Raw genomic sequence first — 25,411 nt, forward strand, 5'->3', positions numbered from 1 at the left:
TAATGACGGATGTACCTGTACAAATCGACTCCATTGTACCTGGTACATTCCCTAGCCTGAACCTTGTACAGAACACAACTTTGTGCCAGGCACAAAAACGGTATTCTGTGTTTGGCACCCACTATTGAGCCAGGCTCAACCAAATCCCCCACCCACAAAAAAAGAACCGGACCCAAATTGAGTCCAGCCCTTCCTAAAGTCATTACAACGCCTGAGCAGCCGTAATCAATGCCAGCTTGTACACATCTTCCTCGTTGCATCCGCGGGAAAGATCGTTTACAGGGGCATTCAATCCTTGGAGGATCGGTCCTACTGCTTCGAAGTTTCCTAGGCGCTGGGCGATTTTGTAGCCGATGTTTCCGGCTTCGAGGCTTGGGAATACGAAGACGTTCGCGTTTCCTTGGATGTCTGCGCCCGGTGCTTTTTTCTCTGCAACGGATGGGACGAAGGCTGCGTCGAATTGGAATTCGCCGTCTACTGTCAGTTCAGGTGATTTTTCTTTTGCAAGTGTAACGGCTTGAACCACTTTTTCAGTCTCAGCCGATTTGGCCGATCCTTTAGTGGAGAAGCTCAACATTGCTACCTTTGCATCGATGTCGAACATTTCAGCCGTCTTGGCACTTTCCACCGCGATTTCCGCAAGGTCCTGGCTGTCAGGGGAAATGTTGATGGCACAGTCGGCGAATACGTATTTCTCTTCTTCACGAACCATGATGAAGACGCCTGATGTTTTGCGTACGCCTTCTTTTGTTTTGATGATTTGAAGGGCCGGGCGGACTGTGTCAGCCGTTGAATGGGCAGCACCGCTCACGAGACCGTGTGCTTGTCCGGTATATACGAGCATCGTTCCGAAGTAGTTGCCGTCGAGAAGGATTTTCTTTGCGTCTTCTTCGGTCGCTTTCCCTTTGCGGCGTTCAACGAAGCTTTTCACAAGGTCATCCATGCCTGCAAATGCTTCAGGGTCCACTAGCTCGCACCCATCAAGCTTGACGCCTGAGTTGGCTGCTGCAGCCTGGACTTCTTCGACATTCCCGATGACGATCGGAGTCAGCACACCGTCGCTTGCCAGGCGGGATGCTGCACGTAAAATGCGCTCATCCGTACCTTCCGGGAAGACGATCTTCAATTCTTTGCCTTTGATTTTATCTGTTAACGTTGTAAATAAGTTACTCAATAGAGGAACCTCCTTGTTTTACATTTCCACTCTTAGAATACTCTACTCTTATAGGAATTCAAGGAAAAGGATGAATGTTATCGGTTACACGACAAAAGTTTTTGTTTTCAAAAAATTCATCCTTGCACTGACTCTTCCTATACCCATTATGAATTGCGAACAACCCACTATGTAAACAACGTTTAGTGTGTTCCGATGAAGCGCTTCCTATCCTTCTAATTGTGCCATTTTAACGACAGTTGGGTTTCGGATTCCTCCTCCGTGACCAAACTATGATATAGTGAAATTGGATTAAGAACTATAAGGAGTGATTGAACATGGCAGAACCAGCACAAACATTGGATGGTTGGTATTCACTGCATGATTTCCGTGCGATGGATTGGACTTCATGGAAGATGCTTCCGAGCGAAGAAAGAGCGACGGCAACCGCTGAATTCCACCGCTTCTTGGATAAGTTAAATACCACTCAGGCTGCAAAAGAAGGCAGTCATGCCCTTTATACGATTGTCGGTCAGAAAGCAGACTTCATGTTGATGATCCTTCGTCCGACGATGGAAGAATTGAATGAGCTTGAAAATGAATTCAATAAGCTGAAAATTGCTGAATTCACGATTCCAACGTTCTCATACGTATCTGTTGTCGAGCTTGGAAACTACATGCCGACTGAAGGCGACCCATACGACAACCCTTATGTTCAGGAACGCATCTATCCGATCCTTCCGAAGGCGAAGCATATCTGTTTCTATCCGATGGACAAGCGCCGCCAAGGGAACGATAACTGGTACATGCTGCCGATGGAAGATCGCCGTTCCATGATGAAGAGCCACGGCATGATCGGCCGTCAATATGCAGGGAAAGTGAAGCAAATCATCACCGGATCTGTCGGTTTTGACGATTACGAATGGGGCGTTACGCTATTCGCCGACGATGTCCTTCAATTCAAGAAGCTCGTATACGAAATGCGTTTCGACGAAGTAAGTGCCCGTTACGGCGAATTCGGAGCTTTCTATGTAGGGAATCTTTTAGAAGAAGAAGGAATCGCGAAATTCCTTCATGTATAATAAATGATTTACAGCAGTCCATTTTGGAGAGCATTCTACTCCGGAATGGACTGCTTTTTTTCATTCTAATCCACTACTTTATTTCGATTGTGTTCAGCATCTTCAACATTTCCGGCACGATTCCTTCCGATTCCTCCGCATTTCGGAAGTGGATCGTAAACTTCAACAGAACACCATCCACTTTTTTCACAGCGATATTTGTCTGCACAGTGGAATCGTGTGCATGCAGCAGAAATTCTGCACCTTTGTAAAACGGCAATGAATGCTCAGTCGGGAGTTCGGTGACCTTCCCCAGAAGCTTGAGCTGATCTTGTGCATTCTTCTTAACAGAGCGGATATCTGTATCGGCCCCGAGCACCTCGACTCTGGTGAAATAATAATCGTCATTGGTCGATTGAAGGATGAATTTACGTGGCTCTTCCGACGTGTAATAGTATCCGATATAAGGTGTTAAACCGGGTATAATCTTTTCGGCATCATAGCCCGCAGATTGATCCGCTGTTGTCTTATTCACCTTCAGGACTTGACCGGCCAAAATCAGATTGCTCTGCAGCCCATTCCTGTTTTTCAGTTCTTCCAGCGTCAATCCATACTCCCTGCTGATACCCCACAATGTATCTCCTGCCCTTACCAATGCAAACGATGGTATTTCAAGCTTTTGGCCAATATAGATGGTATCTGAATACAACCGGTTCATATGCTTCAATTGACCGACCGTACTATTATGTGTTTTCGCCATGCTCCATAGCGTATCTCCTTTTTTGACGGTGACCACTTTATTGAAACGAAGCTTTTCTCCTGCATAAATCGTGTTGGAATCCAGATTGTTGCTCTCCTTCAATTGATCTACTGTCATCCCGTACTTTTGCGACAAGCCCCAGAGTGTATCCCCTTTTTGGATCAGATGGAAATTCGCTGCCCCAGTACTGGAAATCCCCAGCGCCGATATGGTCAAAGCCATGACAGCTGATTTGAAAAATGTGCTTTTTTTCATCGTAAAGCCCCCATAATGATTATTCTTGGTGTTTACCTTTTCCTTACTACTATTAGACGGCAGGATAAACGGCAAGTTACATGAAGATGAGCCCATTTTCAGCTGTTGATGAAGCCGGTTTATTCAGCTGGTGAACTATTGGGTTTATTCACCTGCTGAATCCATGTGATTATTCACCAGCTGAATCTTCGGCAAGATCTGATTTTATCTATTCTCCCCATTTATTAGAATATCTTTTCCCTTCCGGACATAGACATGAAATAGTGAGACAGAAAGCATCTTCTGAAGTGAGGTGGGAAGATGGCTGTAGTTCCTTTTAACGGGAAGGAAGTAAAGCTCCTCGCTCGATTGATGAGAGCTGAAGGCGAGGGAGATGGTCAGCTGGGAATGTTGATGGTGGGGAACGTCGGAATCAACCGGGTAAGGGTAAGATGTCTGGACTTTAAAGATATCAACACGATTCAAAGAATGGTGTTTCAAAGCCCGGGCGGATTTGAAGCCACACAAAAGGGATATTTCTATCAGCGGGCAAGGGAGAAAGACATCAACCTTGCCAGAAAAACGATCAACGGCAAGAGATATCATCCTGCTTCCAATTCGTTGTGGTTCTTTCGGCCGGAAGGAAGCTGTCCTGCCGAATGGTATAACCAAGCCAATTCAGGCCGCTTCAAATCACATTGTTTCTTTAATCCAACCAGGGCAGATTGTCCAAAAGCCTATTAACTTGGAGGCCCATTTTTCAAAAAAAATGAACAAATCATGATTTTCAAGGAGGTATATCACTTGTCAAATAATCAATACAACCCTTACCAAGGGTATACTCAAGCTGCTTATGATCCTTATCGGCAATATTATTCTGCAGGAATGCAGGGGCAGGGCCCTCAAGGCCAGCAAGGTCAGGCCCAATATATGCAAAATGCTCAAAACGGGGGACTCCAGGTCCCGCCTCCGCAAAGTGCGCAGGCACAATCGCAGGCCGTTCCTGGTATGCTTCCCGTGGAAGAGTCTTATATCGAGAACATCCTCCGCCTGAACAAAGGGAAAGTAGCGACTGTTTATGCCACATTTGAAAACAATACAGAGTGGAATGCGAAGGTATTCAAAGGAATCATCGAAGCCGCGGGCCGCGATCACCTCATCTTAAGTGATCCTCAGACGGGAACGCGCTACCTTATCCCGATGATCTATCTTGACTACATCACCTTCGACGAAGAAATCGAATACGAATACCCATTCGGGGCAAACGGCATGGCCAATTACTCACAGCGATAATCACCACCCTAAGTGTTCAAAATATCCTTTTGAACACTTATATTTTTGTGTTCGAAAATAATGCAGTGCGGGACGGACTTATGCACACACAAAAAAAAGACCGACTCCGGGGAGTCAGTCATTACATTGTTTTTGCTGCAAAAATCACCAGCAGGATCCACCCTGCAAGGAAGCTCACTCCGCCAAATGGCGTGACCGCCCCGAGGATCTTGATCCCGGATAAGCTGAGGACATACAAGCTTCCCGAGAATAAAATCGTACCGATCACCATCAGCCAGCCCGACCAGGACAGCAGTGAAGTCGGGGAAACGGTTCCCATCAGGACCCCGATGATGATGATGCCGATCGCATGAAACATTTGATATAGAACACCTGTATTCCATGTATCTATGTACTTCTTGTCGATCTTGCCTTCTAACGCGTGTGCACCGAATGCACCGAGACCAACTGATAAAAAGGCACTCAGCGCTCCAATGATGATGAATGTCTTCATCGTACTTCTCCTCCGCTCCTATTAAAAATCAAATAATGAGTCCCCATTAGCGCCATCGTCTGTCTCAAGCGGTTCTTCTTTCTGGATCGACACCGGCTTCTGGACAGGCTGCTGCTTAGGGGCATACGGGAGTGTCTGCTGAGGCTGTACTGGAGCATTGAAGCTCACTTCCTGGTTGTTCTCCTCGAGCAGGACTTCACATAATACTTTGATCGAATGTATATGCTCTCGAATCTGCCGGGCTTTATCGGCAGATTTTGCTTTTGCCAATTCTTGTTCCATCCTTTTCATGACGCTGTGATGAGGAATATTCATCCCGTGCCTCCTTTCACGTTCAAGAGCTTGCGTATCGTGATCATCTATACCATAATCCTAATTCTAAATCGGAGAATAATCAAATAGGTTCTTTGCCGGCTGATTTCAACAAAGGCATGTTAACCCCGCCTGAGCTTATGCAGGCACCGGCTTTTCTCTCACATCGAGCCTGTAAATCCAGCAGCCTTTTAACAGAGAACAAAATCAACAATTTCTTGAACAGCAGATTATTTCGATTTAGGCACAAACTTCAAACAAGGACTTCCCGATGACTGGAGGACGACCGTCGACGGCATCGCCTTCGTCTTGAAGCCGTACCCTTTGCAGCCCCGTGGATGTGCGGGTTCCCATGTCGTATAAAAATAGCGGCACCCGAAGCAGTTGATCCGCTTTTCATTTTTCACCACATTCTCCTCCTGCCGTTAAGCTGAAACCCCTCCCGCAATGAAAAGCAGAGGGGTTCATGGATGTTTCACGTGAAACACCCTCCTTATTCAATACACCAGTCGATCTCATTCATTCCCTGCTCTTTTAAAAATTGATTCGCTTGGGAATAAGGTCTGCTGCCAAAGAACCCCCGGTGGGCCGATAATGGACTCGGATGAGGGGCAGTGATGATTTTATGCCTTGACTCATCGATCAACGACCGTTTGCTTTGTGCCGGTTTTCCCCATAAAAGGAACACCATCGGCAATTTGCGTTCATTCAGAAGCCGTATCACTTCATCCGTGAATTCCTCCCACCCTTTTCCCCGGTGAGAGTGCGCCTTCCCTTCCTCGACGGTCAAAACGGTATTCAGCAGCAGGACCCCCTGTTCCGCCCATTTCACAAGCGAACCGTGATCCGGAATGCTGCAGCCGATATCATCCTGAAGCTCCTTGTACATATTGCGCAGAGACGGCGGCACTTTTATGCCTTTTTTGACAGAAAAACTGAGTCCCTCTGCCTGATCCGGTCCATGATAGGGATCCTGTCCCAAGAGGACGACCTTTACATCCCTATAGGCGGTATAGTGGAACGCATTGAATAGATCATGCATGGACGGATGCGTATCCGACGATTGATATTCTCTTTTCAACCACTCTCTTAACTTCAAATAATAGTCTTTCTGAATCTCTTCCTCCAGAATCCGGGACCAATCATTTTGAAAAATAGCAGGTGACAATGTGAGACATCCTTTCTAGTCCTGATACGTAATATTCACTTTATACCCCAATTGTTCAAAGAAACCCTTCAGCGATTTTTCGGCATTTTTCTCAGCTGCCTGAAGAATGCCTTGTTCAATCGCTTCTTGACTGATCAGATCTTTTGCCACATCTGCCAGTGCAAAGCCTTCATTCCAGTCCACGTCATTTCTGAATATCCCTTCAACGGAGAACGTTTTGATATGTTCCGTATCGATGGATGGTTCTTGAAGAATCTCGGCCCGGGGCAGCGTCAGCTGGATCTGTTTCTTCTCTTCATCGACTACTATATCGTTTTTATCAATCTGCTGTAAATCGACGCCGGCCAGCACCGTTCCAGGCACCACCATCAGCAATTCCCGCTTCGTACCCGGGATATCAGCACCGATATCCTTTCCGAACAGCTGATTATCCTCCTGTTCAATAACCGCTTTCACAAACCCTTGTGCGGTTGCGAGCGAGCTCATCTCCTGGATCCGCTCCACAAACGAACCCCTCTCCTCTGTAAAAGTGGACCCCCCCAGCCAGGAATACATGCCAATCGCGGTCCCTCCCACCAGTACAATGATCAGAAGCAGGATAAGCAGAATCCGATTCTTCCAGAAAGACAGAACCGACGTCATCAGTTTCCATGATTTCCTGTTGCTTCTGCTTCTATGATTAACGGCCACCGCAGCACTCGTTTCTCTTTCGTTCGCCTTTAACTCTTCCAAAATCCCTTCCATTTGCCTGATCTTTTCATGTTGATTACTCAAATACTTCACCTTCCTTACTCTCTATTATAAGAAAACCTGTCGAATCTTGGAAACAATTAATCTATCAAAATTAATTGCTAGATTATGGAAGTTTTAATCTGTGTGCAGCGGGAACAACACTAACAAGATCAAAATAACAATTGGAGGTTGAAATTTTATGTATAAAGTAGAAGTTGTAGAAAACGTGGTAGGAGCGAAAACGAAAATCGAAACCTTATCATCGGAAGGCTACACAAAAGACGATATTTATGTGTTTGCCCATGACAAACACCGCTCAGAGGATATTACGCACGGAACAGGTACAGAGTCCATCGGAGTGAAAGAGCAGGGAATGATCGAAAGCATGGGGAACCTGTTCAAAAGCCGCGGAGATGAACTTCGTTCGAAAATGAAAGCTGTAGGCATGAACCAGACAGAAGCAGACACCTACGAAGAAGAACTCGACAAGGGGAAACTGGTCATTGTCGCATCCAAAGAAGCAAGAGCAAATAACGCTAGCCCGTTCTAAATCAAACTGAAGGCCCGCCCACACAGCGTTGAGGGACGGGCCTTCTTCGTGCTTGAAAAAGAAAGAAAATTTGTCATTCCGCACGCAGTATTATATTCTTAATTCAGACTAAAATAGAATCGAAAACAATAGGAGGTACTCATCCATGTCATTGAAAAAAACCCTTACAATCGCCGGATCGGATACGAGCGGAGGAGCCGGCATCCAGGCGGACCTGAAAACATTCCAGGAACACGGAGTCTACGGAATGACCGCGCTGACGACCGTCGTCACGATGGATCCCAATAACCATTGGCACCACAGTGTTCACCCGCTTTCAATCGATACGCTCGAAGCTCAGCTGGAGACCGTTCTGTCTGTCGGAATCGACGCGATGAAAACCGGCATGCTCGGAACCGTCGAAATCATCGAGCTTGCTGCCAGGAAAATCGACCAATTCGGACTGGATAAAGTCGTCATCGACCCTGTTATGGTATGCAAAGGAGAAGACGAAGTCCTGAATCCAGAAACGACGGATGCCATGAGGGAGCACCTTCTTCAGCGCGCGACCGTCGTCACGCCAAACCTGTTCGAAGCAGGCCAGCTCGCTCAGACCGGACCGATCAAAACGATCGACGGCATGAAAGAAGCGGCAAAGAAAATCCATGACCTCGGAGCGAAGAACGTTGTCATCAAAGGCGGCAAGCAGCTGCAGCACGACAAAGCACTCGACCTGTTCTATGACGGCAGCGAGTTCACCCTTTTAGAAGAAGAAAAAGTGGAAACGACATACAACCACGGCGCCGGCTGCACATTCGCCGCAGCCATTACATCAAACCTTGCCAACGGCCAGGATGTGAAAGAAGCCGTCGAAAACGCAAAAAAATTCGTCACAGCCGCAATCAAACACGGCTTCAAGCTGAACGAATACGTCGGCCCTGTCATGCACGGAGCTTACAACCGTTTGGAGAACTAAATTGAGGTCCGGGGTGCCAGGCACAAATTGGATGATTTGTGCCTGGCACCCTTTTTTGGTTGGAGTTTTTTTATGCCGTTGCTAGGAGGCCTGGATATGAACTGCGGATGAGAGAATGAAGATTTTTCGACAACTGGCGCAATTATTTGGAAATCGGCTCAAGAATTAATGAATATCCGGCGCAATAAAATTCAAAAGTGGCACAATCAATATTAATATAGTTATATTCCGTTGATGAAGAAGGGATTTCTACTTTTCTTATCTAGCGAATTTATAAAAACGTCATGAAATGGGATGATTTCCAGCATAATCAAGGATTAAATCAGTAAAAATAAACAAATATGTCTATTTCAATCCCTTCCTCCCGACTTATTTTCCCCCAACTCTTAGAAAACCGCATAACTACCCAATGATTCGCCCGACCCGATTTCCCTTGTCACTCCGCCAATCCCCCCGCACAAACAGACTTTTCGCAATCACGGAAAAATTTTAGTAAAATAGAACATCATACACAAATTCTTTTCTGTACCTAAGGAGGAAATGGAATGGAACCGATCAGGATCGCTGACGCGCAGGGATTGATCAATCAATTTGCCCGCCAGGATGTCTATATACATTTGGAAACGACGAACGGGGCATACGCCGCCCACTTCAACGAAGGATTCTTCAACGCCGGAGCCTATATCCGTAACGCAAAAGTCAATTATGAGCACGGTAAAATTATCGGGGACGGACCTTTCCGCGTCGGATTGAAGATCGAGCTCGGCTGGATCTATGCCGAAGGCCTCACCCACTACGAGATGGATGAGCACGGCCGGCTGCTGATGGCAGGCCACGGTGCAGACGGAAAGCTTGCAGTGGCACTCGAAATCAGCCCCAATCCATTTAACTGAGAAAGGAGAGACCTCAATGGAAAAAGAAAGAAGAGTACTTGTGATCTTCCCGCATCCGGATGATGAAGCATTCGGCGTGTCCGGTACGATTTCAACGCATATAAACAACGGAACCCCCGTTACGTACGCCTGCCTCACATTGGGTGAAATGGGGCGCAATCTCGGAAATCCACCGTTTGCAACAAGGGAATCGCTGCCCCTTATCCGTAAAAAAGAATTGAAAAAAGCAGCTGAAGCGATGGGCATCAAAGACTTGCGCATGATGGGTTACCGCGACAAAACTCTCGAATTTGAAAACGACGAAAAACTCGCGAACATGGTGACGGAATTGATCGAAGAACTTGACCCTTCCTTGATTATCAGCTTTTATCCGGATTACTCAGTTCATCCCGATCATGAAGCAACGGCAAGGGCTGTCGTACGTGCCGTCCGTCGCCTTCCGAAAGGATCACGGCCGAAACTGCACTGTCTCGCCTTTTCCAAGAACTGCCGCGAAGAACTTGGCGAGCCTGATATTATCAACGACATCACATCAGTAAGAGATCAAAAGATCGAAACATTGAAAGCCCATATCTCCCAGACCGCCTGGATGCTAAAAGATCTCGAAAAAGGTCTTGAAACCAACGATCCCGAAGCATTAAAATGGGTCACCGTCGAAAACTTCTGGAGCTATCAATGGGAGAATGACAAGGTCGATTGATGAATTACCGGCAAAAAGCAATATGTTTTGGAAACTGAATGCATTTATTTAAGCATGGAATCTTTTATGAGGTTTCATGCTTTTTGTGTTGCAGCAAAACCTGACTCATGCCGTTTATAGATTGGTATTTCATCATAATTTTTCAAAAACGGTGTAAATTTTAGTAAACCAAAATTATTTCTTCAAACTTATCAAACTTAACAAATGAGTGATTACTCACTTTACAATCCCGCCCAAACCATTTATATTAAAAGTGAGTAATCACTCACTATTCCACATCAACCATTCGAAAGGTGTGAAATCATGGACGCAATCATACAGGTTAGCAATCTTTCAAAATCATTTAAAACCCAAGATGTCCTTAAAGGCGTATCGCTCGATATTGAGCAAGGTGAGATCTACGGGCTTCTCGGTCCGTCCGGATCCGGAAAAACGACACTGATCAAGCTCATGATCGGGCTTGAGCTCCCGTCAAGCGGGAGTGTCACGTTCAAGGGAAGCAGGCTGAAAGCGAAGAAGTTGTATCCTTCCATCGGCTATATGTCACAGTCCGATGCCCTTTATCAGGACCTGACGGCGAAGGAGAATCTGGCTTTCACAGCTTCTCTTTACGGTCTCAAAAAAGCGCAGCGGGAACAGCAGATTGAAAAAGTGATGGAGATGGTCGACCTGCTCCCCCACTTAAATAAGCCGGTCCACCAGTTTTCAGGGGGCATGAAAAGAAGGTTGTCGCTTGCGATCGCACTTCTGCATGATCCCGAGGTCCTGTTCCTTGATGAACCCACAGTCGGAATTGACCCGGTGCTGAGAAAAGAGATTTGGGACGGATTCCGGAAGCTTAAGGAAGACGGGCGGACGATCATCATCACAACGCACGTCATGGATGAAGCGGAGCGCTGTGACCGGCTTGGCCTCCTCCAGCATGGGGAAATCATTTCGAGCGACACGCCGGCTGCGATTAAAACACAATACGGTGTGGGTTCAATCGAAGAGGTCTTTTTGAAAAATGGAGGTGTTTCCGTTGAGAATTAGAGGATTTGTCGTTCGTATCATCAGGCAGCTTTTCCGGGATAAACGGACGCTTGCACTGATGTTTTTGGCTCCGATTTTGATTTTGACGATGCTCTCGCTTGTGTTTTCTTCAGAAGATTACGAGCCGAAGGTGGCTATCGTCGATGTCCCTAAGCCTCTTGAAGCGAAACTGGATGTCAGCGGATTTGAAAGCTATGAACATAAAGATGAAGCACTTGAAGCGATGAAGGACGGCGAGTTGGACGGATATGTCACGTTCGACGATCCCTCCACACCAGACATTGTGGTGGAAGGAAGCGACCCGTCGGTCAACGGGGCCGTGATGAAAAAGGTTCAGACACTCTTTCCTTCTCAATCTTTGAATCTATCGGATCGGGTGACTTTTCTATACGGAAATGAAGAGATGGGGATGTTTGACTCATTCGGGCCGGTTCTGCTTGGGTTCTTCGTGTTCTTCTTCGTATTTTTAGTAAGCGGGGTTTCTTTTTTAAGAGAACGAACGACGGGCACGCTTGAGAGGCTGCTGGCTTCACCGATCAAGATTTGGGAAATGGTCGTCAGCTACGTCTTAGGATTCGGGATTGTGACGCTCTTGCAGGCAGCGTTGATTTCCTGGTATGCCATCTATATTCTCGACATGATGATGGCCGGCAGCTTCTTTAACGTATTGATTGTCATCGTGCTGCTTTCATTTACTGCGTTGACGCTCGGAATATTGCTGTCCGCTTTTGCCAAGAATGAGTTGCAGATGATGCAGTTCATCCCGATCGTCGTGGTCCCGCAGATCTTCTTTTCCGGATTGTTCAATCTCGACACGATTTCAGAATGGCTCAGCTGGATCGGTCCGATCACGCCGCTTTATTATGCAGCCGATGCACTCCGCGATGTGATGATCCGGGGGTTCGGGTTCACTGACCTGCTGATCGATCTGGCTGTCCTTGCCGGATTTTCCCTGCTGTTCATTACGCTAAATGTTGCAGCCCTAAAAAAATACCGTAAAATATAAGATACAACGACTACGTTAGGGGTTTATCCATGTCTGAAGAAAAAGATATCTTTAAACAATTATTCGAACAGGAAGAACCGTTCACGGAGAAGCAGCAGAAGATCGTGGAAGCCGCGATCGAGATGTTTGCCGACAAAGGCTATGCCTCCACCTCCACGAGTCAGATCGCCAAGAAAGCAGGCGTAGCAGAGGGAACAATTTTCCGTCATTATAAAACAAAGAAGGACCTGCTTCTTTCGATCGTTTCTCCGACGATGGCAAAGTTGATCGCACCTTTCGTGATCCGTGATATCAACAAGGTATTAGACGCCAAATACGAGCACTACGAAGATTTTCTGAGAGCGATGATCCTGAACCGACAGGAATTCCTGAAGGATAATATGACCGTCTTTAAAATCCTGATCCAGGAGATTCCCTTTCATCCTGAACTCAAAGAGCAGTTCAAGGAGCATATCGCCCGTAAAATCTTTGATAAATTCACTTCACTTGTCGATCACTACAAAGAAAAAGGCCAGATCATCGACCTCCCGTCTCCGGCAGTCGTGCGCTTCTCGGCCACCAGTATTTTCGGTCTGCTTCTCGTCCGCTATGTATTCCTGCCTGAAGAAGAATGGGATGACGAAAAAGAGATCGACATGACGGTGCAAATGATCATGAATGGTGTGGGGAAAGAATAAGGATGACAGGAAAGAGCTCCGTTTAGCACCGGAGCTCTTTTTGTTATACTTTTCCCGTGGCCAGACAATGATCCCCTCTCATGGGACGGTGCTTAAAATGAGGTCGTTTTACTCCTCTTCCTCACGGGTAAGGTACTTATATAGGAAGAGGAGGTTATACGATGAACTTTCCATTTCACAAAAAGACTTTAGAAGGACAGCACATTTTAATCACCGGGGCCACCGGTGGAATCGGATCTGCGGCCGCAAAAGCAGCCGTTGCTGCCGGTGCCCGCATCACCATAACGGGCAGGAATGAAGAGAAACTGAATGACTTGATGAAGGAATGCGGCGAGGATAACGCGTTCGCCGTCAAAGCGGACCTGACCACTCCGCAGGCACGTGACCAGCTGGTTGAGTTTGCCGAGAACGAATTCGGCCCGTTCACCGGTCTCGTCAATTCGGCTGGAATCGGCGGCGGGGATATCGTCGAAAACCTGTCGGAAGACGATTTGCGGGGTACCATGGAGCTCAATTATTTTGCACTGGTCGAGCTCACACAGCACATCTATAAGGGAATGAAAGAGAAACGGAACGGGGCGATCGTTAATATTTCCTCCCTTTCCGGCTTGAGAGGCACGCACGGCAATGCGGCATACAGTGCATCCAAGTTCGCCGTGATAGGCTTTACTCAGGCGTTCGCTCTTGAAGCCATCGAGCATGGTGTGCGTGTCAATGCGATCTGCCCGGGCTATGTAGATACCGAAATGGGCAGGAATGCCATCAAATCCAAGGGTGAGAGAAATGGCCGCAGCTACGAGGAGCAGCTGGAGCTTGCCAAAGACAGCATCCCCTCCGGCCGGCTGACTTCCCCTGAAGAAGTGGCGAACACCATCGTCTATTTATTGAGTGATGCAGCAGCGAACATTGTCGGCGAGTCCGTCAAGATCTCCGGCGGCAGTGTGATGCGATGAATTTTGTGATTGAAACCCGCCGCTTTATCGTCAGCGGCGGGTTCATTTTGTATAATCCGAGCTAATCAGACGAGGTTAAAACCATTCTGGCAGCGGATAGTTTAATATGAATGCCGTTTTTCATCGAAATCCTACTGGTTTCCATCCAATTCCCGGCTTTTTATTTTCAACTTTGGGACACTTATTTTCAACTTCGCACAATATATTTTCAACTTTCAGCATTTATTTTCAACTTCGCCTCATTTATCTTCAACTTTCCTTCACCACTAACTTTCAACTCCCGCCACACGCGCCCTTTACACCCCCACCCCTAACTATTCCTCCCTTTTCAGGAAAAATTAGTGCATTCCTCCCTTCATAAATAAACCGGCATATGGTTTAATGAATAGTACATTGGAACGATATTAATCGATGAGGTTGTCATTTTTTTGATAGAGGTTTCTTTATATACTAAAAGCAGGAATCGCATCCGCCGCTTTTTTTTTAAACATTTAACCGAACATACGTTCTAATGGTGGTGAAAAAATGGACTCATTAAAAGAAAGATTTTATCGTATCTATCCTGATTTAAAAGGAAATAAAGCAGTGGAATCGTTTATGACCCAGCCCGAACACCAGGAACTTCTGAAAGAATTTTTGACGTCACCCAGCCCTTCAGCGGAGGATTGTCTGAACGAAGCATTTAAGGCTCATTACTTTGGAATTCGATTTACTTCCTATGTAAGTTCATCCCTATATTTTCATAGCGTCAATTTTGATAAAAAAATCCGTCTGCACCGTGGCCGGCAGCTGTTGACCCTCGACCAGCCGCTCGGGGGGGATGAAGATGGATCATTTAAAGACATGATTCCCGATTCCGGGGAACACCTCACATTACCTGAACAATCCCTGGAAGATGCAATCAGTGACGATGCGCTGTTGGCTGCATTCATAGGACTGACGGACAGACAAAGGGAGATCCTGGACCTTGCCTATGTGAAAGAAATGAATGATACAGAGATTGCTTCAGCCCTCGGGGTTTCGCAGCAGGCTGTCTCCAAATCCCACAGAAATGCTTTGACAAAATTAAGAGAACAATTGCAGAAAGGAGCATGAGAATGAACGCACTTTATGAGATGGTGAAAGAAGCGAAAGATAACTCGCTTTATGAGGTGAACGTGGTCCGCACCTTTGAGCCCAAGATCAGGAAGTCGCTGCATTTGACGCAGCAGGAAAACCGTGAAGATCTTGAACAGGAACTAAAGATCAAAGTGATCACCTATGTCCGTAACTACTCCCTTGAAGATGTGCCCGGATTATTCGATTTAACAAAATAGCCGCGCCGGCACTCGTTGAAATGAAGCTCAACGCCCTAATAAAAATGGACAAGCAAACGCGCCCCCCTCGTGTTTGCTTGTCTTTTTTCGTCCCAGAAAAAATTTCATATCAAAGGTTGTCATTTCCCGCCCACCCTCTTCTTTATAGAGTGTAAGGCAAACAAAACGGAGTAAGCGCGGCAGGGATGGCCCTTCTTACTCCGCATCCCTTTTGGCTGTCTCACCACTTAAGCCCTTCCCGCATCGCAATAAAGCGGTGCCGGGCGGGCCTTCAATCAAAAATCCACTAAACCTGAGGGAGAGATGTTTGTATGAACTGGACGAGAACAATGAGAAATGGTGATTCGGGCAGTGATGTTAAGGAACTTCAAATCCGCGTGGCGGGCTGGGCTTCTGACACAGCTTCACAGACTAAAGTGACGGTTGACGGGGCTTTCGGTCCGGGTACAGAAGCAGCCGTCAAGCGATTCCAGCGTGCTTACGGATTGTCTGTTGATGGAGTTGCCGGTCCACAGACCCACAATCAGCTGAATGCACTTGAAAGCAGCGACGGATCCACTGCCAATTTCAATTTCAGTGAATTCCACTCCAAAGACGGCAGCGGTTTTTCAGGCGGGAAAGTCGGCTCGAGTCAGGTAAAGGAAAATGTACGCCGCTTGATGTACAAGCTGGAAGCTCTCCGCAAGAAGCTTGGCAATGCGCCGATCACCATCAATTCCGGCTTCAGGAGCATCAATCACAACAGCAATGTCGGCGGGGCTTCGAACAGCATGCACCTGTACGGGGTGGCAGCCGATACTGACCCTTCAGGCAAGACACCTTCCCAAACAGCAGAAATGGCAAAAACCTGCGGATTCAGCGGGATCATCAAATACAATACCTTTGTCCATGTCGACAGCCGCATCGAGTACCCATACGGATCTCAATTCTGGTATTGGGCATAAGAAGGGAGGATGATAAGCATGCCAAAGATCGTACTTGACCCCGGCCATGGCGGAAATGACCCCGGAGCAACCGGAAACGGACTTCAGGAAAAGCAGCTGACATTGACCATCGCTTCAAAGGTACGGACACTTCTGGAAGAACAGTATATCGTCGACGCCACCTTGACGCGTTCGACAGACGTCTACGTCGGATTATCAGAGCGGGCCCAGTTTGCAAATGGACTTGGAGCCGATTACTTTGTCTCCTTCCACCACAATGCCGGAGGGGGAACGGGGTTTGAAAGCTACATCTATCCCGGCACGTCCGGCTCTGAAACGGGTCGGCGCCAGGATGTCGTCCATTCAGAGATGATGAAATTCTATGCAGGGTACGGCCTTCGGGACCGAGGACAGAAAGAAGCCAACTTCGCCGTCCTGAGGGAAACCGCGATGCCGGCGATTTTACTCGAGAATCTGTTCATCGACCATGCAGGCGATGCTTCTTATTTAAAAAATTCCACATTCATTCAAGGATTGTCGCAGGCCATAACTTCAGGGATTGCAAAAGCAATGAATCTGCAGCCATAGACTTTCTAGACCACTGTTTCAAGCAACCATTCGTAAGGAGGTCTTGCAATGGAATATTCTGTGTTCATTCAATTATTGGGCAATTTCGGTTTTCCGATTGCAGTCACCCTTTTTCTGCTCGTCAAACTTGAAAAGAAACTTGAACAACTCGAACTTGCCATCCACGCCCTATCCAAAGCCTTCTCCAAACAGGAAGGCAAGGAAGATAAATAGAGCACGAAAAGGAGAGAGAGCCGCAATGGTTCTCTCTCCTTTTTTTATGATATTAAAGGGTTCAGAGCTGTTGCACAGAGTCTGACAGCGGTGTCTATCATGAAGTAAAGAAGGTAGAAAGTACTGTTTTACTAGATTTACAAATGAATCTAGTACTTTCAAACATGCAGGCCGTCCTTCTCTATCATATGAAGTAAGAGGAGGTGAAATAGATGAAAAAAATCATATTGTTTGCCGATACCGGCATTGACGATGCCATGGCACTGATTTATGCCTTGCAGCATCCCGCCATCGACTTGATGGCCGTCGTTGCCGGTTACGGAAATACAGACCGTGACCGGAGCGCGCGGAATGCCGCCTACCTGCTGAAACTTGGAGGGCGCACGGATATCCCGGTCATTGCAGGAAGCACCCGTCCGTTAAGCGGGGACACACCGGTCTTTTTCCCTGAAATCCACGGAGAAGAAGGGCTTGGCCCCATCTCTCCACCCATGTCCCCGGAACCATTTCAGCGCAGAACCAATTTCACTAGATTGTTTCAGCTGATCAAACAGAATCCGGATGACATCACGATTGTCAATGTCGGCAGATGTACGTCGCTGGCGATTGCCTGGTATTTAAGTCCGGAAGTGATGAATCTTGTGAAGGAGACGTATATCATGGGCGGCGCCTTTCTGGAGCCCGGCAATGTCACCGAAGTCGCAGAAGCGAACTTCTACGGAGACCCCCAGGCGGCCGACTTTGTCTGCCGGAACGCCCCGGGACTTACCATTATTCCTCTCAATGTCACCCGCGACGCGCTGCTGACCCCGGCTTTGACAGATTTCATAGGTTCGCGTGCAGATACCCCGCTGCTGCAAATCATCAAACCGATTCTCGACTTCTATTACGAAGCCTATCAGCAGCTCGAGCCAGGCATCGAAGGTACGCCGCAGCATGATCTTTCCGCGGTCATCGCCGCCCTCGAACTACCCGGCATTTTTACTTATGTGAGTAAACAAGTGAAGGTAGAGGATGAAGACGGCTATGCGGAGGGACTCAGTATCGCCGATTTCCGTCCAGGGGTTCAGGAATGTACCGGCGCCGGCTGTGCGAGAGTGGCAGTCAGTATGGATATTGGTGCCTTCACAGCAAATGTCCTGGATATCCTGACGAGGGATTGACCCCGGCAAGCCCGTGAACAGAACCGCTTTCCCCCTAAGAAAAGCGCAAGCGCCCCGGTCAGCCCCTATAAGTGTTGGAGGGCATTCCGATAAAGTCGATCTTTGACTCTACACGCCTTGAGGGGCCAGACGCACTGGAGCAGGATTAAAATAAGCCTCCTTCTGTAATCATTACAGGAGAAGGCTTTTTTCAAGTTATTCTTCCAACGCAAGAGAATTCAAATCCACTTTATAGAGTTTATCATCATATTCCTTCGGGATTCCGCGGCCGTCAGTATTATTCGTCACAAAATACAGGGTATCCCCTTCCACGAGCACGTCCCGGATCCGGCCATACCCTTCAATCAGATTTACAACCTCATTCGCTTCCGGATCGAATCGTTTGACCGCATTCCCTGCAAGTGTGGCAAAGACCAGCTTATTCTTCCAAAAATCCGCTCCAGACGGCGCCCAGGAGGGTTCCCCTGAGTTGATGAGCGGGGTTATCATCCCTTCCCCGGTTTCATCCCCTGTAATGACCGGCCATCCATAGTTCTTTCCGGCCTGAAGGAGGTTCACTTCATCATAGCCATTTGGCCCGTGCTCTGTACCGTACAATTTCCCATCTGCACTCCAGGCAAGGCCTTGCGGGTTGCGGTGTCCATACGAATATACGGGAGAGTCTCCGAACGGATTATCATCTGGAATGCTGCCGTCCAGGTTCAAGCGGAGAATCTTGCCTCCGAGGAAGTTCAGTTCCTGTGCTTTTTCTTCCCGCGTGGCGTCTCCCGTTGTGATATACAGCTTTCCATCCGGTCCGATTTCCAGCCGTCCTCCATGGTGATACTGTGCCCCGCTAGGGATCTTGTCGAGAAGCACCTCTTTTTCATCCCAGGAATCCTCCAACCTTTCAAGCACCACCACCCTGTTATAAGGTGTCCCGTCTTCCTCATTATAGGTATAGTAAGCAAATGCCTGCTTATTGTCATTGAAATCCGGGTGAAGCACGAGACCCATGAATCCTGCTTCCGGCTGACTGGCTAGCGGCTCGGATAGGTTCACCTTCACCTCCGCCTGTCTGCCGTCGCTGATTTCAACCATTCCCCCGGTGCGTTCCGTGAGATAGAAATCCTCTCCATTCTTTACGATTGACCATGGGATGGAGAGGTTATCGGCCAATACCTTATGTTCGGTCCCGCGTTTGCTGACTGATCTGCTTTCTTCCTCTTGTTGTCCTGATCCGCATGATGACAGAATGAGCAGAAGTCCGATTATCACGATCATCCTTCTTTTGATAAACATCATTCTCATGGTTCACCGGCTCCCTTATCTTTTTTACATCAGTATGGGCAATCCGTGGCAGGTTCAGACTATTTCACTGGAGATTGGAGCGCTTCCCTGATGGCTTTGGCCACCCCGTCTTCACGGTTCATGGCCGTTTGGTACGCACAGAATTCCTTCACTTCAGGGAGTGCATTCCCCATCGCGACCGGTCTTTCGACTACTTTCATCATCGACAGGTCATTCAGGTTATCGCCCATTGCCATGGCTCCTTCGGGTGAAAGACCTTTGTCCTTCAATACTTTCTGCAATGCGACGCCTTTCTGGGCATCGATGCTGTTCACTTCCAGATTCTCTTTACCTGATGAGCTGACCGCAATCCCCTCTATCGTTTTCAATTTTTCACCGGCTGCATTCAGCTGATCATCATCAAAGGAGAAAACGAGGAATTTATAGACAAGCTGTGAATCGTCGTTAAATAATGTCCCATAGTCCTCCACGAGTTTTATATGACCTTTTTCAAAGCGTTCACGTGCGGATTGCCTTACTTGCTCTTCCTTTACCGCAGGGTTTGCTGTCGTAAAAATATCGACGATCAGCTCGATGCCCATCTCATAGTTCTCGGTATACGTGCCTTTATCTGTATAGACTTCGAAGTAAATACCTGTCTCATTCAGGGCTGCTGCGATTTCCTTCGCATGTAATGACGGAATGCCCGACTGGTAAATGATTTTTCCTTCCTTGCTGCGGACCTCGGCCCCATTCACACAGATGATATCACAGGAAATACCGGCATCCTGCAGGACGTATCGTGCTTCTTCATAAGAACGCCCCGTTGCAACGATGACTTCAATCCCCTGCTGCTGCGCGTCAAGAATCGCCTGTTTATTCACTTCACTGATTTCCTGATTTTCGTTTAATAATGTACCATCCATATCGGTCGTAATGCTTGTGATCATAATCCGTCACCTTTCATCTCTGTGATTTTTCACGGTTGAGTTGTTATTATTTTATCCAGCTGCAATGCGCAGATTCAAATGCCAGTCTCGTTCTGCTCCGGCTTTTGTTAATTAGCATTGTACCAAACTCGCGGCAATTTTTATAATCATCGCCTTTATACAGTATATTTGAATGTTCATGCATATCCTGCCCGTCCATAGGGTATAAAAGAATAGGCAAGTCTGCTTATATGCTGCAATGGATTAGAGGAGGAGTTTTATTTTGGAAAATAATCGGACATCCTTAAATAAAGTTTTCTGGATATCTGCCATCATCATTACTATTCTAGTTGTATTTGGTGCCGTATTCCCGAAGGTTTTTGCTAAAGGGGCAACGGCTGCATTCGGTTTCACTACATATGCGTTCGGATGGTTCTACTTATTATCTGTATTAATTTTTGTCGCATTCCTGCTTGTACTGGCGATTAGTAAATATGGGAAGGTCCGCCTTGGCAGGGACGATGAGCGGCCGGAATATTCGTTCTTCACCTGGGTGGGAATGCTGTTCTCCGCTGGATTCGGGATCGGCCTTGTATTCTGGGGCATTGCTGAGCCGATGAGTCATTTCTTTAAATCCCCGCTGCCCGGCACGGAAGCCCAGACGGAAGAAGCCGCGCGCATCGCAATGGGGTATTCGTTCTTCCACTGGGGCGTCAGCCAGTGGTCCGTCTTTACCGTGGTAGGGCTGATCATTGCTTATTTCCAATTCAGAAAAGGGGAAAACGGATTGATTTCAACATCCTTATCTCCTATGTTCGGACGCCGCAAGAGAGCGAAAGGAATCAAAAATACCATTGATATACTGGCAGTCATTGCAACCGTCATGGGAGTGGCTACTTCACTGGGACTCGGGATCCTGCAGATCAACGGCGGATTAAATACCGTGTTCGGCCTGACTGAAAGTACCCTGTCACAGCTATTGATCGTAGCCGTGCTGTTGATTCTTTACCTGACTTCTTCAACGACGGGTCTCGACAAAGGAATCAAATGGCTGAGTAACTTGAATCTTTCACTGGCCCTGCTTCTTATGCTCTTTGTCTTTATTGCCGGTCCTACCGTCTTCATTCTCAATACGTTCACCCTTGGAATCGGAGACTATATCACGAATTTCATCCGGTACAGCCTTCGCCTCACCCCATACCAGGGAGGAACATGGGTCCAGGACTGGACCATTTTCTACTGGGCCTGGGCGATTGCCTGGTCCCCTTTCGTCGGTGCCTTTGTCGCAAGGGTCTCGAGAGGACGTACGATCCGTGAATTCATCTTCGGGGTTCTCATTATGCCGCCGTTCATTGCCCTGCTTTGGATTGCGGTATTCGGCGGTACTGCGCTCCACTTTGATTTATTTAGAGGGACGTCGATTGCAGAAGCGGTGAATAAAGATGTCACTTCTGCGCTGTTCACGACATATGCAGAATTGCCATTCACGATGTTGTTGAACGTCACGTCCATCCTTTTGATCTTTACATTCTTGATTACGTCGGCCGATTCGGCCACATACATCCTGAGCAGCATGACAACAGATGGAAGACTGAATCCGCCGATGCTCGTCAAAATCGTCTGGGGTGTCCTGATCGCGTCCATCGCTGCCGTCCTTCTCCTATCCAGCGGACTCGAAGGACTGCAAACGGCATCACTTGTATCCGCCCTGCCATTCACGGTCATTCTGTTACTCATGTGCTTCACCCTCTTCAGACTCCTGAGGAAAGAAATACCACGAAAACCAAAAGCAAATAAGAAATAATCCAAACAGGATGGAAATGCCCAGAATTTCTTGTAAAGAGATTCTGGGCATTTTTTAATTGTTATAACTTGGATAGTATTCAGGTGGTTTCCTCAATAATACGATGATCATTTCCTCCACCTCATAAACGCTATCCAACAAATTATAAGAAAATTTATAAATTTGAAAGGGTTTTCATATAACATTATAGAAGAATAGGAATGGGATGGTTTTATAGTTAGTAAAGACAAAGGGGAGGAAATGTGTTGAAAGCACTTATTTCATTATCAAACAAGATCATGCAGAGATACCTGCCTGATCCGTTTCTGTTTGTGGTCATCTTAACCCTCGCTGTATTCGGGTTGGGGCTGATCTTTACAGATAGTACAAGCATTCAGATGGTCCAGTTCTGGGGAGAAGGATTCTGGGGTCTCCTCGCATTTTCCATGCAGATGGTGCTGGTGCTCGTGACAGGTTATGTCCTCGCAAGCAGCCCGATCTTCAAACGGTTCCTCGGCTTCCTTGCCTCATTCGCAAAATCGCCTGGTTCCGCGATTGTCATCGTGACGGTCGTTTCCATGATCGCCAGCTGGATCAATTGGGGATTCGGACTGGTTATCGGTGCGCTCTTTGCCAAAGAGCTTGCGAAGCGGGTGAAGGGCGTGGATTACCGCTTGCTTATTGCAAGTGCTTATTCCGGGTTCGTCGTCTGGCATGCGGGCTTCTCAGGCTCGATCCCGTTATCGATTGCAACGGAAGGCCACCCGTTCCAGGATTTGATCGGTGTCATTTCCACAAGCGAAACGATCTTTGCCCCCTTCAATCTCATCATCGTAGCCGTATTATTCGTCGTTCTGCCGATTACAGCCAGGATGTTGATGCCGTCTAAGGATGAAACGATCACGATCGATCCCTCCTTATTCAATGAGACCGCTGCAGGGGTTGAAGAAGGGGCTCTCACGCCTGCTGAAAAAATGGAAAACAGCATGGTGCTTTCCATGATCATCGGTGTTCTCGGTGTGATTTTCCTTGGTTATTATTTTGTGAAAAACGGGTTTGCACTCAATTTGGATATTGTAAACTTCTTGTTCCTGTTCCTCGGTATCATTTTCCACGGGACACCGAAACGTTTCCTGGCGGCCGTGCAGGAAGCGATCAAAGGGGCAAGCGGAATTGTCATCCAGTTCCCTTTCTATGCAGGAATCATGGGGATGATGACCGCTTCCGGCCTTGCCGTCGTGATGTCAGAGGCATTTGTATCGATTTCGAATGATGTGACATTCTATTTCTTCGCCTTCATCAGCGCGGGAATTGTTAATTTCTTTGTACCGTCCGGCGGAGGACAATGGGCTGTCCAGGCACCAATCATGCTGGATGCCGCCCAAACACTGGATGCCTCGGTTGCAAAAACAGCGATGGCTGTCGCCTGGGGAGACGCTTGGACGAATCTGATACAGCCGTTCTGGGCATTGCCGGCACTCGCGATCGCCGGATTGAAGGCGAAAGACATCATGGGCTATTGTGTATTTATCCTGGTCGTCAGCGGGATCGTCATTTCGCTCGGATTACTATTTTTATAGAAAAGAAGGAACTATTCCGGCTAAAAGCGGCCGGCATGCCATCTGTATAATTGGTTTCACTAGTAAAATAGTGGTTTACCCAAAATGGACACTGGGTATAGTTTGAATTGGCATATATAAGAGAAAAAATGTATAAAAGGAAGCGTTTACCTGATTACGAGTGAAAAATTCAGGTAGACAAACTTATATGTATACATTAAAATGAATAATGTTGCATTTAGATTACAACAACATCAGAGGTGAAAATATGAATCAGCAACGATATCCGCTAGTCAGTCATTTACGATTTATCATACCTTCCTTATTAGGAATAATCTTATTCATCATCCCGATTCCATTGGAAGGTGAAGATGGAATTACCATTCCTATCGCCTTACTGTCAGGATGGCTTCAAGAGCAGATTGGAACGTTTGTACCTGCCATTATGACAGGATTAATCCTCTTAACTGTTCTCGGTACGTTCATCACGAAATTCGCACAACCGGCATTCATTAAGAAATCGCCATTTTTCCATAGTCTTTTTAATGTCCCGATCGTTTGGGTCATCGTCCGGGTGATGGGAGCCGTATTTGCCATCATGACCCTGTTTAAATTAGGACCTGAATGGGTCTGGTCCGATGCAACCGGTGGACTCTTGTTAAGTGCCGAAGGGCTTCTCACTATCTTATTCTCCGTTTTCTTGTTTGCCGGCTTATTCCTGCCATTATTATTGAATTTCGGCTTATTGGAATTATTCGGGGCTTTATTGACGAAAGTGATGAGACCGATCTTCGGCTTGCCCGGCCGTTCCTCCATCGACTGCCTTGCCTCCTGGTTAGGAGACGGGACGATCGGAGTCCTGCTTACAAGCAAGCAATATGAAGAAGGCTATTACACAAAGAGGGATGCAGCCGTCATCGGGACGACGTTCTCTGTTGTATCCATTACGTTTTGTTTGGTCGTCATTTCGGAAGTGGGATTGGGAAGTTACTTTATTCCATTCTACGCAGCCGTTTCTTTATCCGGACTGGTTGCAGCAATTGTCCTTCCGCGTATCCCGCCTTTATCCAGAAAGCCTGATACGTATTACAATGATCAAGAAGGAAAGGACACGATGGAGGTCATTCCTGAAGGATACACTCGTTTCGGTTATGGATATACGTCCGCACTCGCTCAGGCGAAACGCAACAACAGCGTGACGAAATTCTTTGCAGATGGAATGAAGAATGTTCTTGATATGTGGATGGGGGTTGCACCTATCGTCATGGCAATTGGGACGACGGCTCTCATTGTCGCAGAAAACACGCCATTCTTTGAGTGGATCGGGGTTCCGTTCATTCCAATATTGGAGCTTCTGCAGATTCCAGAAGCGGAGGCAGCATCGAAATCCATCCTTGTAGGATTCGCGGATATGTTCCTGCCTGCCATCTTTGCTTCGGGGATTGAAAGTGAATTGACTCGATTTGTCATTGCTTCGTTATCTGTAACACAGTTGATTTACATGTCGGAAGTCGGCGGATTATTGCTTGGTTCTAAGATTCCGGTGGACTTCAAGGACCTTGTGATCATCTTCTTGCAGCGTACGTTCTTGACGCTGTTGATTATTGTGGCGATTGCACATATGATATTTTGATTGATGAGGCCAGGTTCCGTTTTGGAGCCTGGTTTTTTAATGTGAGAATTTCTTTAATGCTGT

General features: G+C 47.2%; 29 protein-coding genes. 20 read left to right on the plus strand and 9 right to left on the minus strand.

Going from position 1 to position 25,411, the window contains the following annotated elements; translation table 11 throughout:
- Nucleotides 1-202: 202 nt before the first annotated feature.
- The gene (gene pta / locus V6B33_RS06805; protein ID WP_334216979.1) at nucleotides 203-1,174 is read right to left on the minus strand and encodes a phosphate acetyltransferase; all 972 of its coding nucleotides are present in this window, start codon (nucleotides 1,172-1,174) and stop codon (nucleotides 203-205) included.
- Between the two features lie 317 nt (nucleotides 1,175-1,491).
- On the opposite strand from pta, the gene hemQ reads away from it, so the two are divergent.
- A complete protein-coding gene (gene hemQ, locus V6B33_RS06810) occupies nucleotides 1,492-2,235 on the plus strand; it encodes a hydrogen peroxide-dependent heme synthase (protein WP_334216980.1) in 744 nt (247 codons plus the stop codon).
- Between the two features lie 73 nt (nucleotides 2,236-2,308).
- On the opposite strand, the gene V6B33_RS06815 is transcribed toward hemQ, so the two are convergent.
- Nucleotides 2,309-3,229 (minus strand): LysM peptidoglycan-binding domain-containing protein, encoded by a 921-nt coding sequence (locus V6B33_RS06815; RefSeq protein WP_334216981.1) that lies wholly within the window; start codon nucleotides 3,227-3,229, stop codon nucleotides 2,309-2,311.
- Nucleotides 3,230-3,529: 300 nt separating this feature from the next.
- On the opposite strand from V6B33_RS06815, the gene V6B33_RS06820 reads away from it, so the two are divergent.
- Together V6B33_RS06820 and gerQ are read left to right on the plus strand one after the other, a co-directional pair.
- The gene (locus V6B33_RS06820) at nucleotides 3,530-3,952 is read left to right on the plus strand and encodes a cell wall hydrolase (protein WP_334216982.1); all 423 of its coding nucleotides are present in this window, start codon (nucleotides 3,530-3,532) and stop codon (nucleotides 3,950-3,952) included.
- 36 nt (nucleotides 3,953-3,988) lie between these two features.
- Nucleotides 3,989-4,501: a spore coat protein GerQ gene (gerQ, locus tag V6B33_RS06825; protein WP_442915483.1), complete on the plus strand. Its 513-nt coding sequence runs from the start codon at nucleotides 3,989-3,991 to the stop codon at nucleotides 4,499-4,501.
- A gap of 121 nt (nucleotides 4,502-4,622) precedes the next feature.
- On the opposite strand, the gene V6B33_RS06830 is transcribed toward gerQ, so the two are convergent.
- From V6B33_RS06830 to V6B33_RS06850, 5 genes are all read right to left on the minus strand, one after another.
- On the minus strand, nucleotides 4,623-4,994 hold the full coding sequence (locus V6B33_RS06830) for a DUF423 domain-containing protein (protein ID WP_334216984.1): 372 nt from the start codon (nucleotides 4,992-4,994) through the stop codon (nucleotides 4,623-4,625).
- 21 nt (nucleotides 4,995-5,015) lie between these two features.
- The gene (locus V6B33_RS06835; protein WP_334216985.1) at nucleotides 5,016-5,309 is read right to left on the minus strand and encodes a YwdI family protein; all 294 of its coding nucleotides are present in this window, start codon (nucleotides 5,307-5,309) and stop codon (nucleotides 5,016-5,018) included.
- 227 nt (nucleotides 5,310-5,536) lie between these two features.
- Entirely contained in the window at nucleotides 5,537-5,713 is a 177-nt protein-coding gene (locus V6B33_RS06840; protein WP_334216986.1) for a uracil-DNA glycosylase, read from the minus strand.
- An 86-nt stretch (nucleotides 5,714-5,799) separates the two neighbouring features.
- A complete protein-coding gene (locus V6B33_RS06845) occupies nucleotides 5,800-6,474 on the minus strand; it encodes a uracil-DNA glycosylase (RefSeq protein WP_334216987.1) in 675 nt (224 codons plus the stop codon).
- Nucleotides 6,475-6,489: 15 nt separating this feature from the next.
- A complete protein-coding gene (locus tag V6B33_RS06850; RefSeq protein ID WP_442915484.1) occupies nucleotides 6,490-7,257 on the minus strand; it encodes a DUF4230 domain-containing protein in 768 nt (255 codons plus the stop codon).
- A 148-nt stretch (nucleotides 7,258-7,405) separates the two neighbouring features.
- Between V6B33_RS06850 and V6B33_RS06855 the strand changes: the two genes are divergently transcribed.
- From V6B33_RS06855 to V6B33_RS06920, 14 genes are all read left to right on the plus strand, one after another.
- Complete coding sequence (locus V6B33_RS06855) at nucleotides 7,406-7,756, plus strand: general stress protein (protein WP_334216989.1); 351 nt, start codon at nucleotides 7,406-7,408, stop codon at nucleotides 7,754-7,756.
- A 145-nt stretch (nucleotides 7,757-7,901) separates the two neighbouring features.
- Entirely contained in the window at nucleotides 7,902-8,711 is an 810-nt protein-coding gene (gene pdxK, locus V6B33_RS06860; protein ID WP_334216990.1) for a pyridoxine/pyridoxal/pyridoxamine kinase, read from the plus strand.
- A gap of 545 nt (nucleotides 8,712-9,256) precedes the next feature.
- A complete protein-coding gene (locus V6B33_RS06865; RefSeq protein WP_334216991.1) occupies nucleotides 9,257-9,604 on the plus strand; it encodes a YojF family protein in 348 nt (115 codons plus the stop codon).
- Between the two features lie 16 nt (nucleotides 9,605-9,620).
- A complete protein-coding gene (gene bshB2 / locus V6B33_RS06870) occupies nucleotides 9,621-10,304 on the plus strand; it encodes a bacillithiol biosynthesis deacetylase BshB2 (RefSeq protein WP_334216992.1) in 684 nt (227 codons plus the stop codon).
- Between the two features lie 303 nt (nucleotides 10,305-10,607).
- Nucleotides 10,608-11,336, plus strand: coding sequence for an ABC transporter ATP-binding protein (locus V6B33_RS06875; protein WP_334216993.1), 729 nt, complete (start codon nucleotides 10,608-10,610; stop codon nucleotides 11,334-11,336).
- Entirely contained in the window at nucleotides 11,326-12,342 is a 1,017-nt protein-coding gene (locus V6B33_RS06880) for an ABC transporter permease (protein WP_334216994.1), read from the plus strand. The genes V6B33_RS06875 and V6B33_RS06880 overlap by 11 nt, the downstream gene beginning before the upstream one ends.
- A gap of 29 nt (nucleotides 12,343-12,371) precedes the next feature.
- A complete protein-coding gene (locus V6B33_RS06885; RefSeq protein ID WP_334216995.1) occupies nucleotides 12,372-13,019 on the plus strand; it encodes a TetR/AcrR family transcriptional regulator in 648 nt (215 codons plus the stop codon).
- A 161-nt stretch (nucleotides 13,020-13,180) separates the two neighbouring features.
- Nucleotides 13,181-13,972: an SDR family NAD(P)-dependent oxidoreductase gene (locus V6B33_RS06890; protein ID WP_334216996.1), complete on the plus strand. Its 792-nt coding sequence runs from the start codon at nucleotides 13,181-13,183 to the stop codon at nucleotides 13,970-13,972.
- Nucleotides 13,973-14,497: 525 nt separating this feature from the next.
- Entirely contained in the window at nucleotides 14,498-15,067 is a 570-nt protein-coding gene (locus V6B33_RS06895; protein WP_334216997.1) for a sigma-70 family RNA polymerase sigma factor, read from the plus strand.
- A 2-nt stretch (nucleotides 15,068-15,069) separates the two neighbouring features.
- Nucleotides 15,070-15,288 carry a hypothetical protein gene (locus V6B33_RS06900; RefSeq protein WP_334216998.1) on the plus strand — a complete coding sequence of 73 codons (219 nt, stop codon included), beginning with the start codon at nucleotides 15,070-15,072 and terminating at the stop codon, nucleotides 15,286-15,288.
- Between the two features lie 311 nt (nucleotides 15,289-15,599).
- Nucleotides 15,600-16,232, plus strand: coding sequence for a D-Ala-D-Ala carboxypeptidase family metallohydrolase (locus V6B33_RS06905; protein WP_334216999.1), 633 nt, complete (start codon nucleotides 15,600-15,602; stop codon nucleotides 16,230-16,232).
- An 18-nt stretch (nucleotides 16,233-16,250) separates the two neighbouring features.
- Entirely contained in the window at nucleotides 16,251-16,799 is a 549-nt protein-coding gene (locus V6B33_RS06910) for an N-acetylmuramoyl-L-alanine amidase family protein (RefSeq protein WP_334217000.1), read from the plus strand.
- Between the two features lie 48 nt (nucleotides 16,800-16,847).
- Complete coding sequence (locus V6B33_RS06915; RefSeq protein WP_334217001.1) at nucleotides 16,848-17,012, plus strand: YvrJ family protein; 165 nt, start codon at nucleotides 16,848-16,850, stop codon at nucleotides 17,010-17,012.
- Nucleotides 17,013-17,224: 212 nt separating this feature from the next.
- Complete coding sequence (locus tag V6B33_RS06920; RefSeq protein WP_334217002.1) at nucleotides 17,225-18,175, plus strand: nucleoside hydrolase; 951 nt, start codon at nucleotides 17,225-17,227, stop codon at nucleotides 18,173-18,175.
- 195 nt (nucleotides 18,176-18,370) lie between these two features.
- On the opposite strand, the gene V6B33_RS06925 is transcribed toward V6B33_RS06920, so the two are convergent.
- Together V6B33_RS06925 and V6B33_RS06930 are read right to left on the minus strand one after the other, a co-directional pair.
- Nucleotides 18,371-19,465: a PQQ-dependent sugar dehydrogenase gene (locus V6B33_RS06925; RefSeq protein ID WP_334217003.1), complete on the minus strand. Its 1,095-nt coding sequence runs from the start codon at nucleotides 19,463-19,465 to the stop codon at nucleotides 18,371-18,373.
- Between the two features lie 59 nt (nucleotides 19,466-19,524).
- Nucleotides 19,525-20,394, minus strand: coding sequence for an HAD family hydrolase (locus V6B33_RS06930; RefSeq protein ID WP_334217004.1), 870 nt, complete (start codon nucleotides 20,392-20,394; stop codon nucleotides 19,525-19,527).
- A 262-nt stretch (nucleotides 20,395-20,656) separates the two neighbouring features.
- On the opposite strand from V6B33_RS06930, the gene V6B33_RS06935 reads away from it, so the two are divergent.
- The 3 genes from V6B33_RS06935 (at nucleotide 20,657) to V6B33_RS06945 (ending at nucleotide 25,348) form a co-directional block, all read left to right on the plus strand.
- The gene (locus V6B33_RS06935) at nucleotides 20,657-22,177 is read left to right on the plus strand and encodes a BCCT family transporter (protein ID WP_334217005.1); all 1,521 of its coding nucleotides are present in this window, start codon (nucleotides 20,657-20,659) and stop codon (nucleotides 22,175-22,177) included.
- Nucleotides 22,178-22,422: 245 nt separating this feature from the next.
- Complete coding sequence (locus V6B33_RS06940) at nucleotides 22,423-23,736, plus strand: short-chain fatty acid transporter (RefSeq protein WP_334217006.1); 1,314 nt, start codon at nucleotides 22,423-22,425, stop codon at nucleotides 23,734-23,736.
- Between the two features lie 247 nt (nucleotides 23,737-23,983).
- A complete protein-coding gene (locus tag V6B33_RS06945; RefSeq protein WP_334217007.1) occupies nucleotides 23,984-25,348 on the plus strand; it encodes a YjiH family protein in 1,365 nt (454 codons plus the stop codon).
- Nucleotides 25,349-25,411: the final 63 nt, after the last annotated feature.

The sequence above is a fragment of the Mangrovibacillus sp. Mu-81 genome (assembly GCF_036867415.1).
Lineage (GTDB): Bacteria > Bacillota > Bacilli > Bacillales > Bacillaceae_B > Rossellomorea.

Bases quoted from the DNA above. Each gene is read 5' to 3' on its own strand.
- hemQ (WP_334216980.1), top strand. From the start codon at position 1,492: ATGGCAGAACCAGCACAAACATTGGATGGTTGGTATTCACTGCATGAT.
- V6B33_RS06815 (WP_334216981.1), bottom strand. From the start codon at position 3,229: ATGAAAAAAAGCACATTTTTCAAATCAGCTGTCATGGCTTTGACCATA.
- V6B33_RS06820 (WP_334216982.1), top strand. From the start codon at position 3,530: ATGGCTGTAGTTCCTTTTAACGGGAAGGAAGTAAAGCTCCTCGCTCGA.
- gerQ (WP_442915483.1), top strand. From the start codon at position 3,989: ATGATTTTCAAGGAGGTATATCACTTGTCAAATAATCAATACAACCCT.
- V6B33_RS06830 (WP_334216984.1), bottom strand. From the start codon at position 4,994: ATGAAGACATTCATCATCATTGGAGCGCTGAGTGCCTTTTTATCAGTT.
- V6B33_RS06835 (WP_334216985.1), bottom strand. From the start codon at position 5,309: ATGAATATTCCTCATCACAGCGTCATGAAAAGGATGGAACAAGAATTG.
- V6B33_RS06855 (WP_334216989.1), top strand. From the start codon at position 7,406: ATGTATAAAGTAGAAGTTGTAGAAAACGTGGTAGGAGCGAAAACGAAA.
- pdxK (WP_334216990.1), top strand. From the start codon at position 7,902: ATGTCATTGAAAAAAACCCTTACAATCGCCGGATCGGATACGAGCGGA.
- V6B33_RS06865 (WP_334216991.1), top strand. From the start codon at position 9,257: ATGGAACCGATCAGGATCGCTGACGCGCAGGGATTGATCAATCAATTT.
- bshB2 (WP_334216992.1), top strand. From the start codon at position 9,621: ATGGAAAAAGAAAGAAGAGTACTTGTGATCTTCCCGCATCCGGATGAT.
- V6B33_RS06875 (WP_334216993.1), top strand. From the start codon at position 10,608: ATGGACGCAATCATACAGGTTAGCAATCTTTCAAAATCATTTAAAACC.
- V6B33_RS06885 (WP_334216995.1), top strand. From the start codon at position 12,372: ATGTCTGAAGAAAAAGATATCTTTAAACAATTATTCGAACAGGAAGAA.
- V6B33_RS06890 (WP_334216996.1), top strand. From the start codon at position 13,181: ATGAACTTTCCATTTCACAAAAAGACTTTAGAAGGACAGCACATTTTA.
- V6B33_RS06895 (WP_334216997.1), top strand. From the start codon at position 14,498: ATGGACTCATTAAAAGAAAGATTTTATCGTATCTATCCTGATTTAAAA.
- V6B33_RS06900 (WP_334216998.1), top strand. From the start codon at position 15,070: ATGAACGCACTTTATGAGATGGTGAAAGAAGCGAAAGATAACTCGCTT.
- V6B33_RS06905 (WP_334216999.1), top strand. From the start codon at position 15,600: ATGAACTGGACGAGAACAATGAGAAATGGTGATTCGGGCAGTGATGTT.
- V6B33_RS06910 (WP_334217000.1), top strand. From the start codon at position 16,251: ATGCCAAAGATCGTACTTGACCCCGGCCATGGCGGAAATGACCCCGGA.
- V6B33_RS06915 (WP_334217001.1), top strand. From the start codon at position 16,848: ATGGAATATTCTGTGTTCATTCAATTATTGGGCAATTTCGGTTTTCCG.
- V6B33_RS06920 (WP_334217002.1), top strand. From the start codon at position 17,225: ATGAAAAAAATCATATTGTTTGCCGATACCGGCATTGACGATGCCATG.
- V6B33_RS06925 (WP_334217003.1), bottom strand. From the start codon at position 19,465: ATGAGAATGATGTTTATCAAAAGAAGGATGATCGTGATAATCGGACTT.
- V6B33_RS06930 (WP_334217004.1), bottom strand. From the start codon at position 20,394: ATGATCACAAGCATTACGACCGATATGGATGGTACATTATTAAACGAA.
- V6B33_RS06945 (WP_334217007.1), top strand. From the start codon at position 23,984: ATGAATCAGCAACGATATCCGCTAGTCAGTCATTTACGATTTATCATA.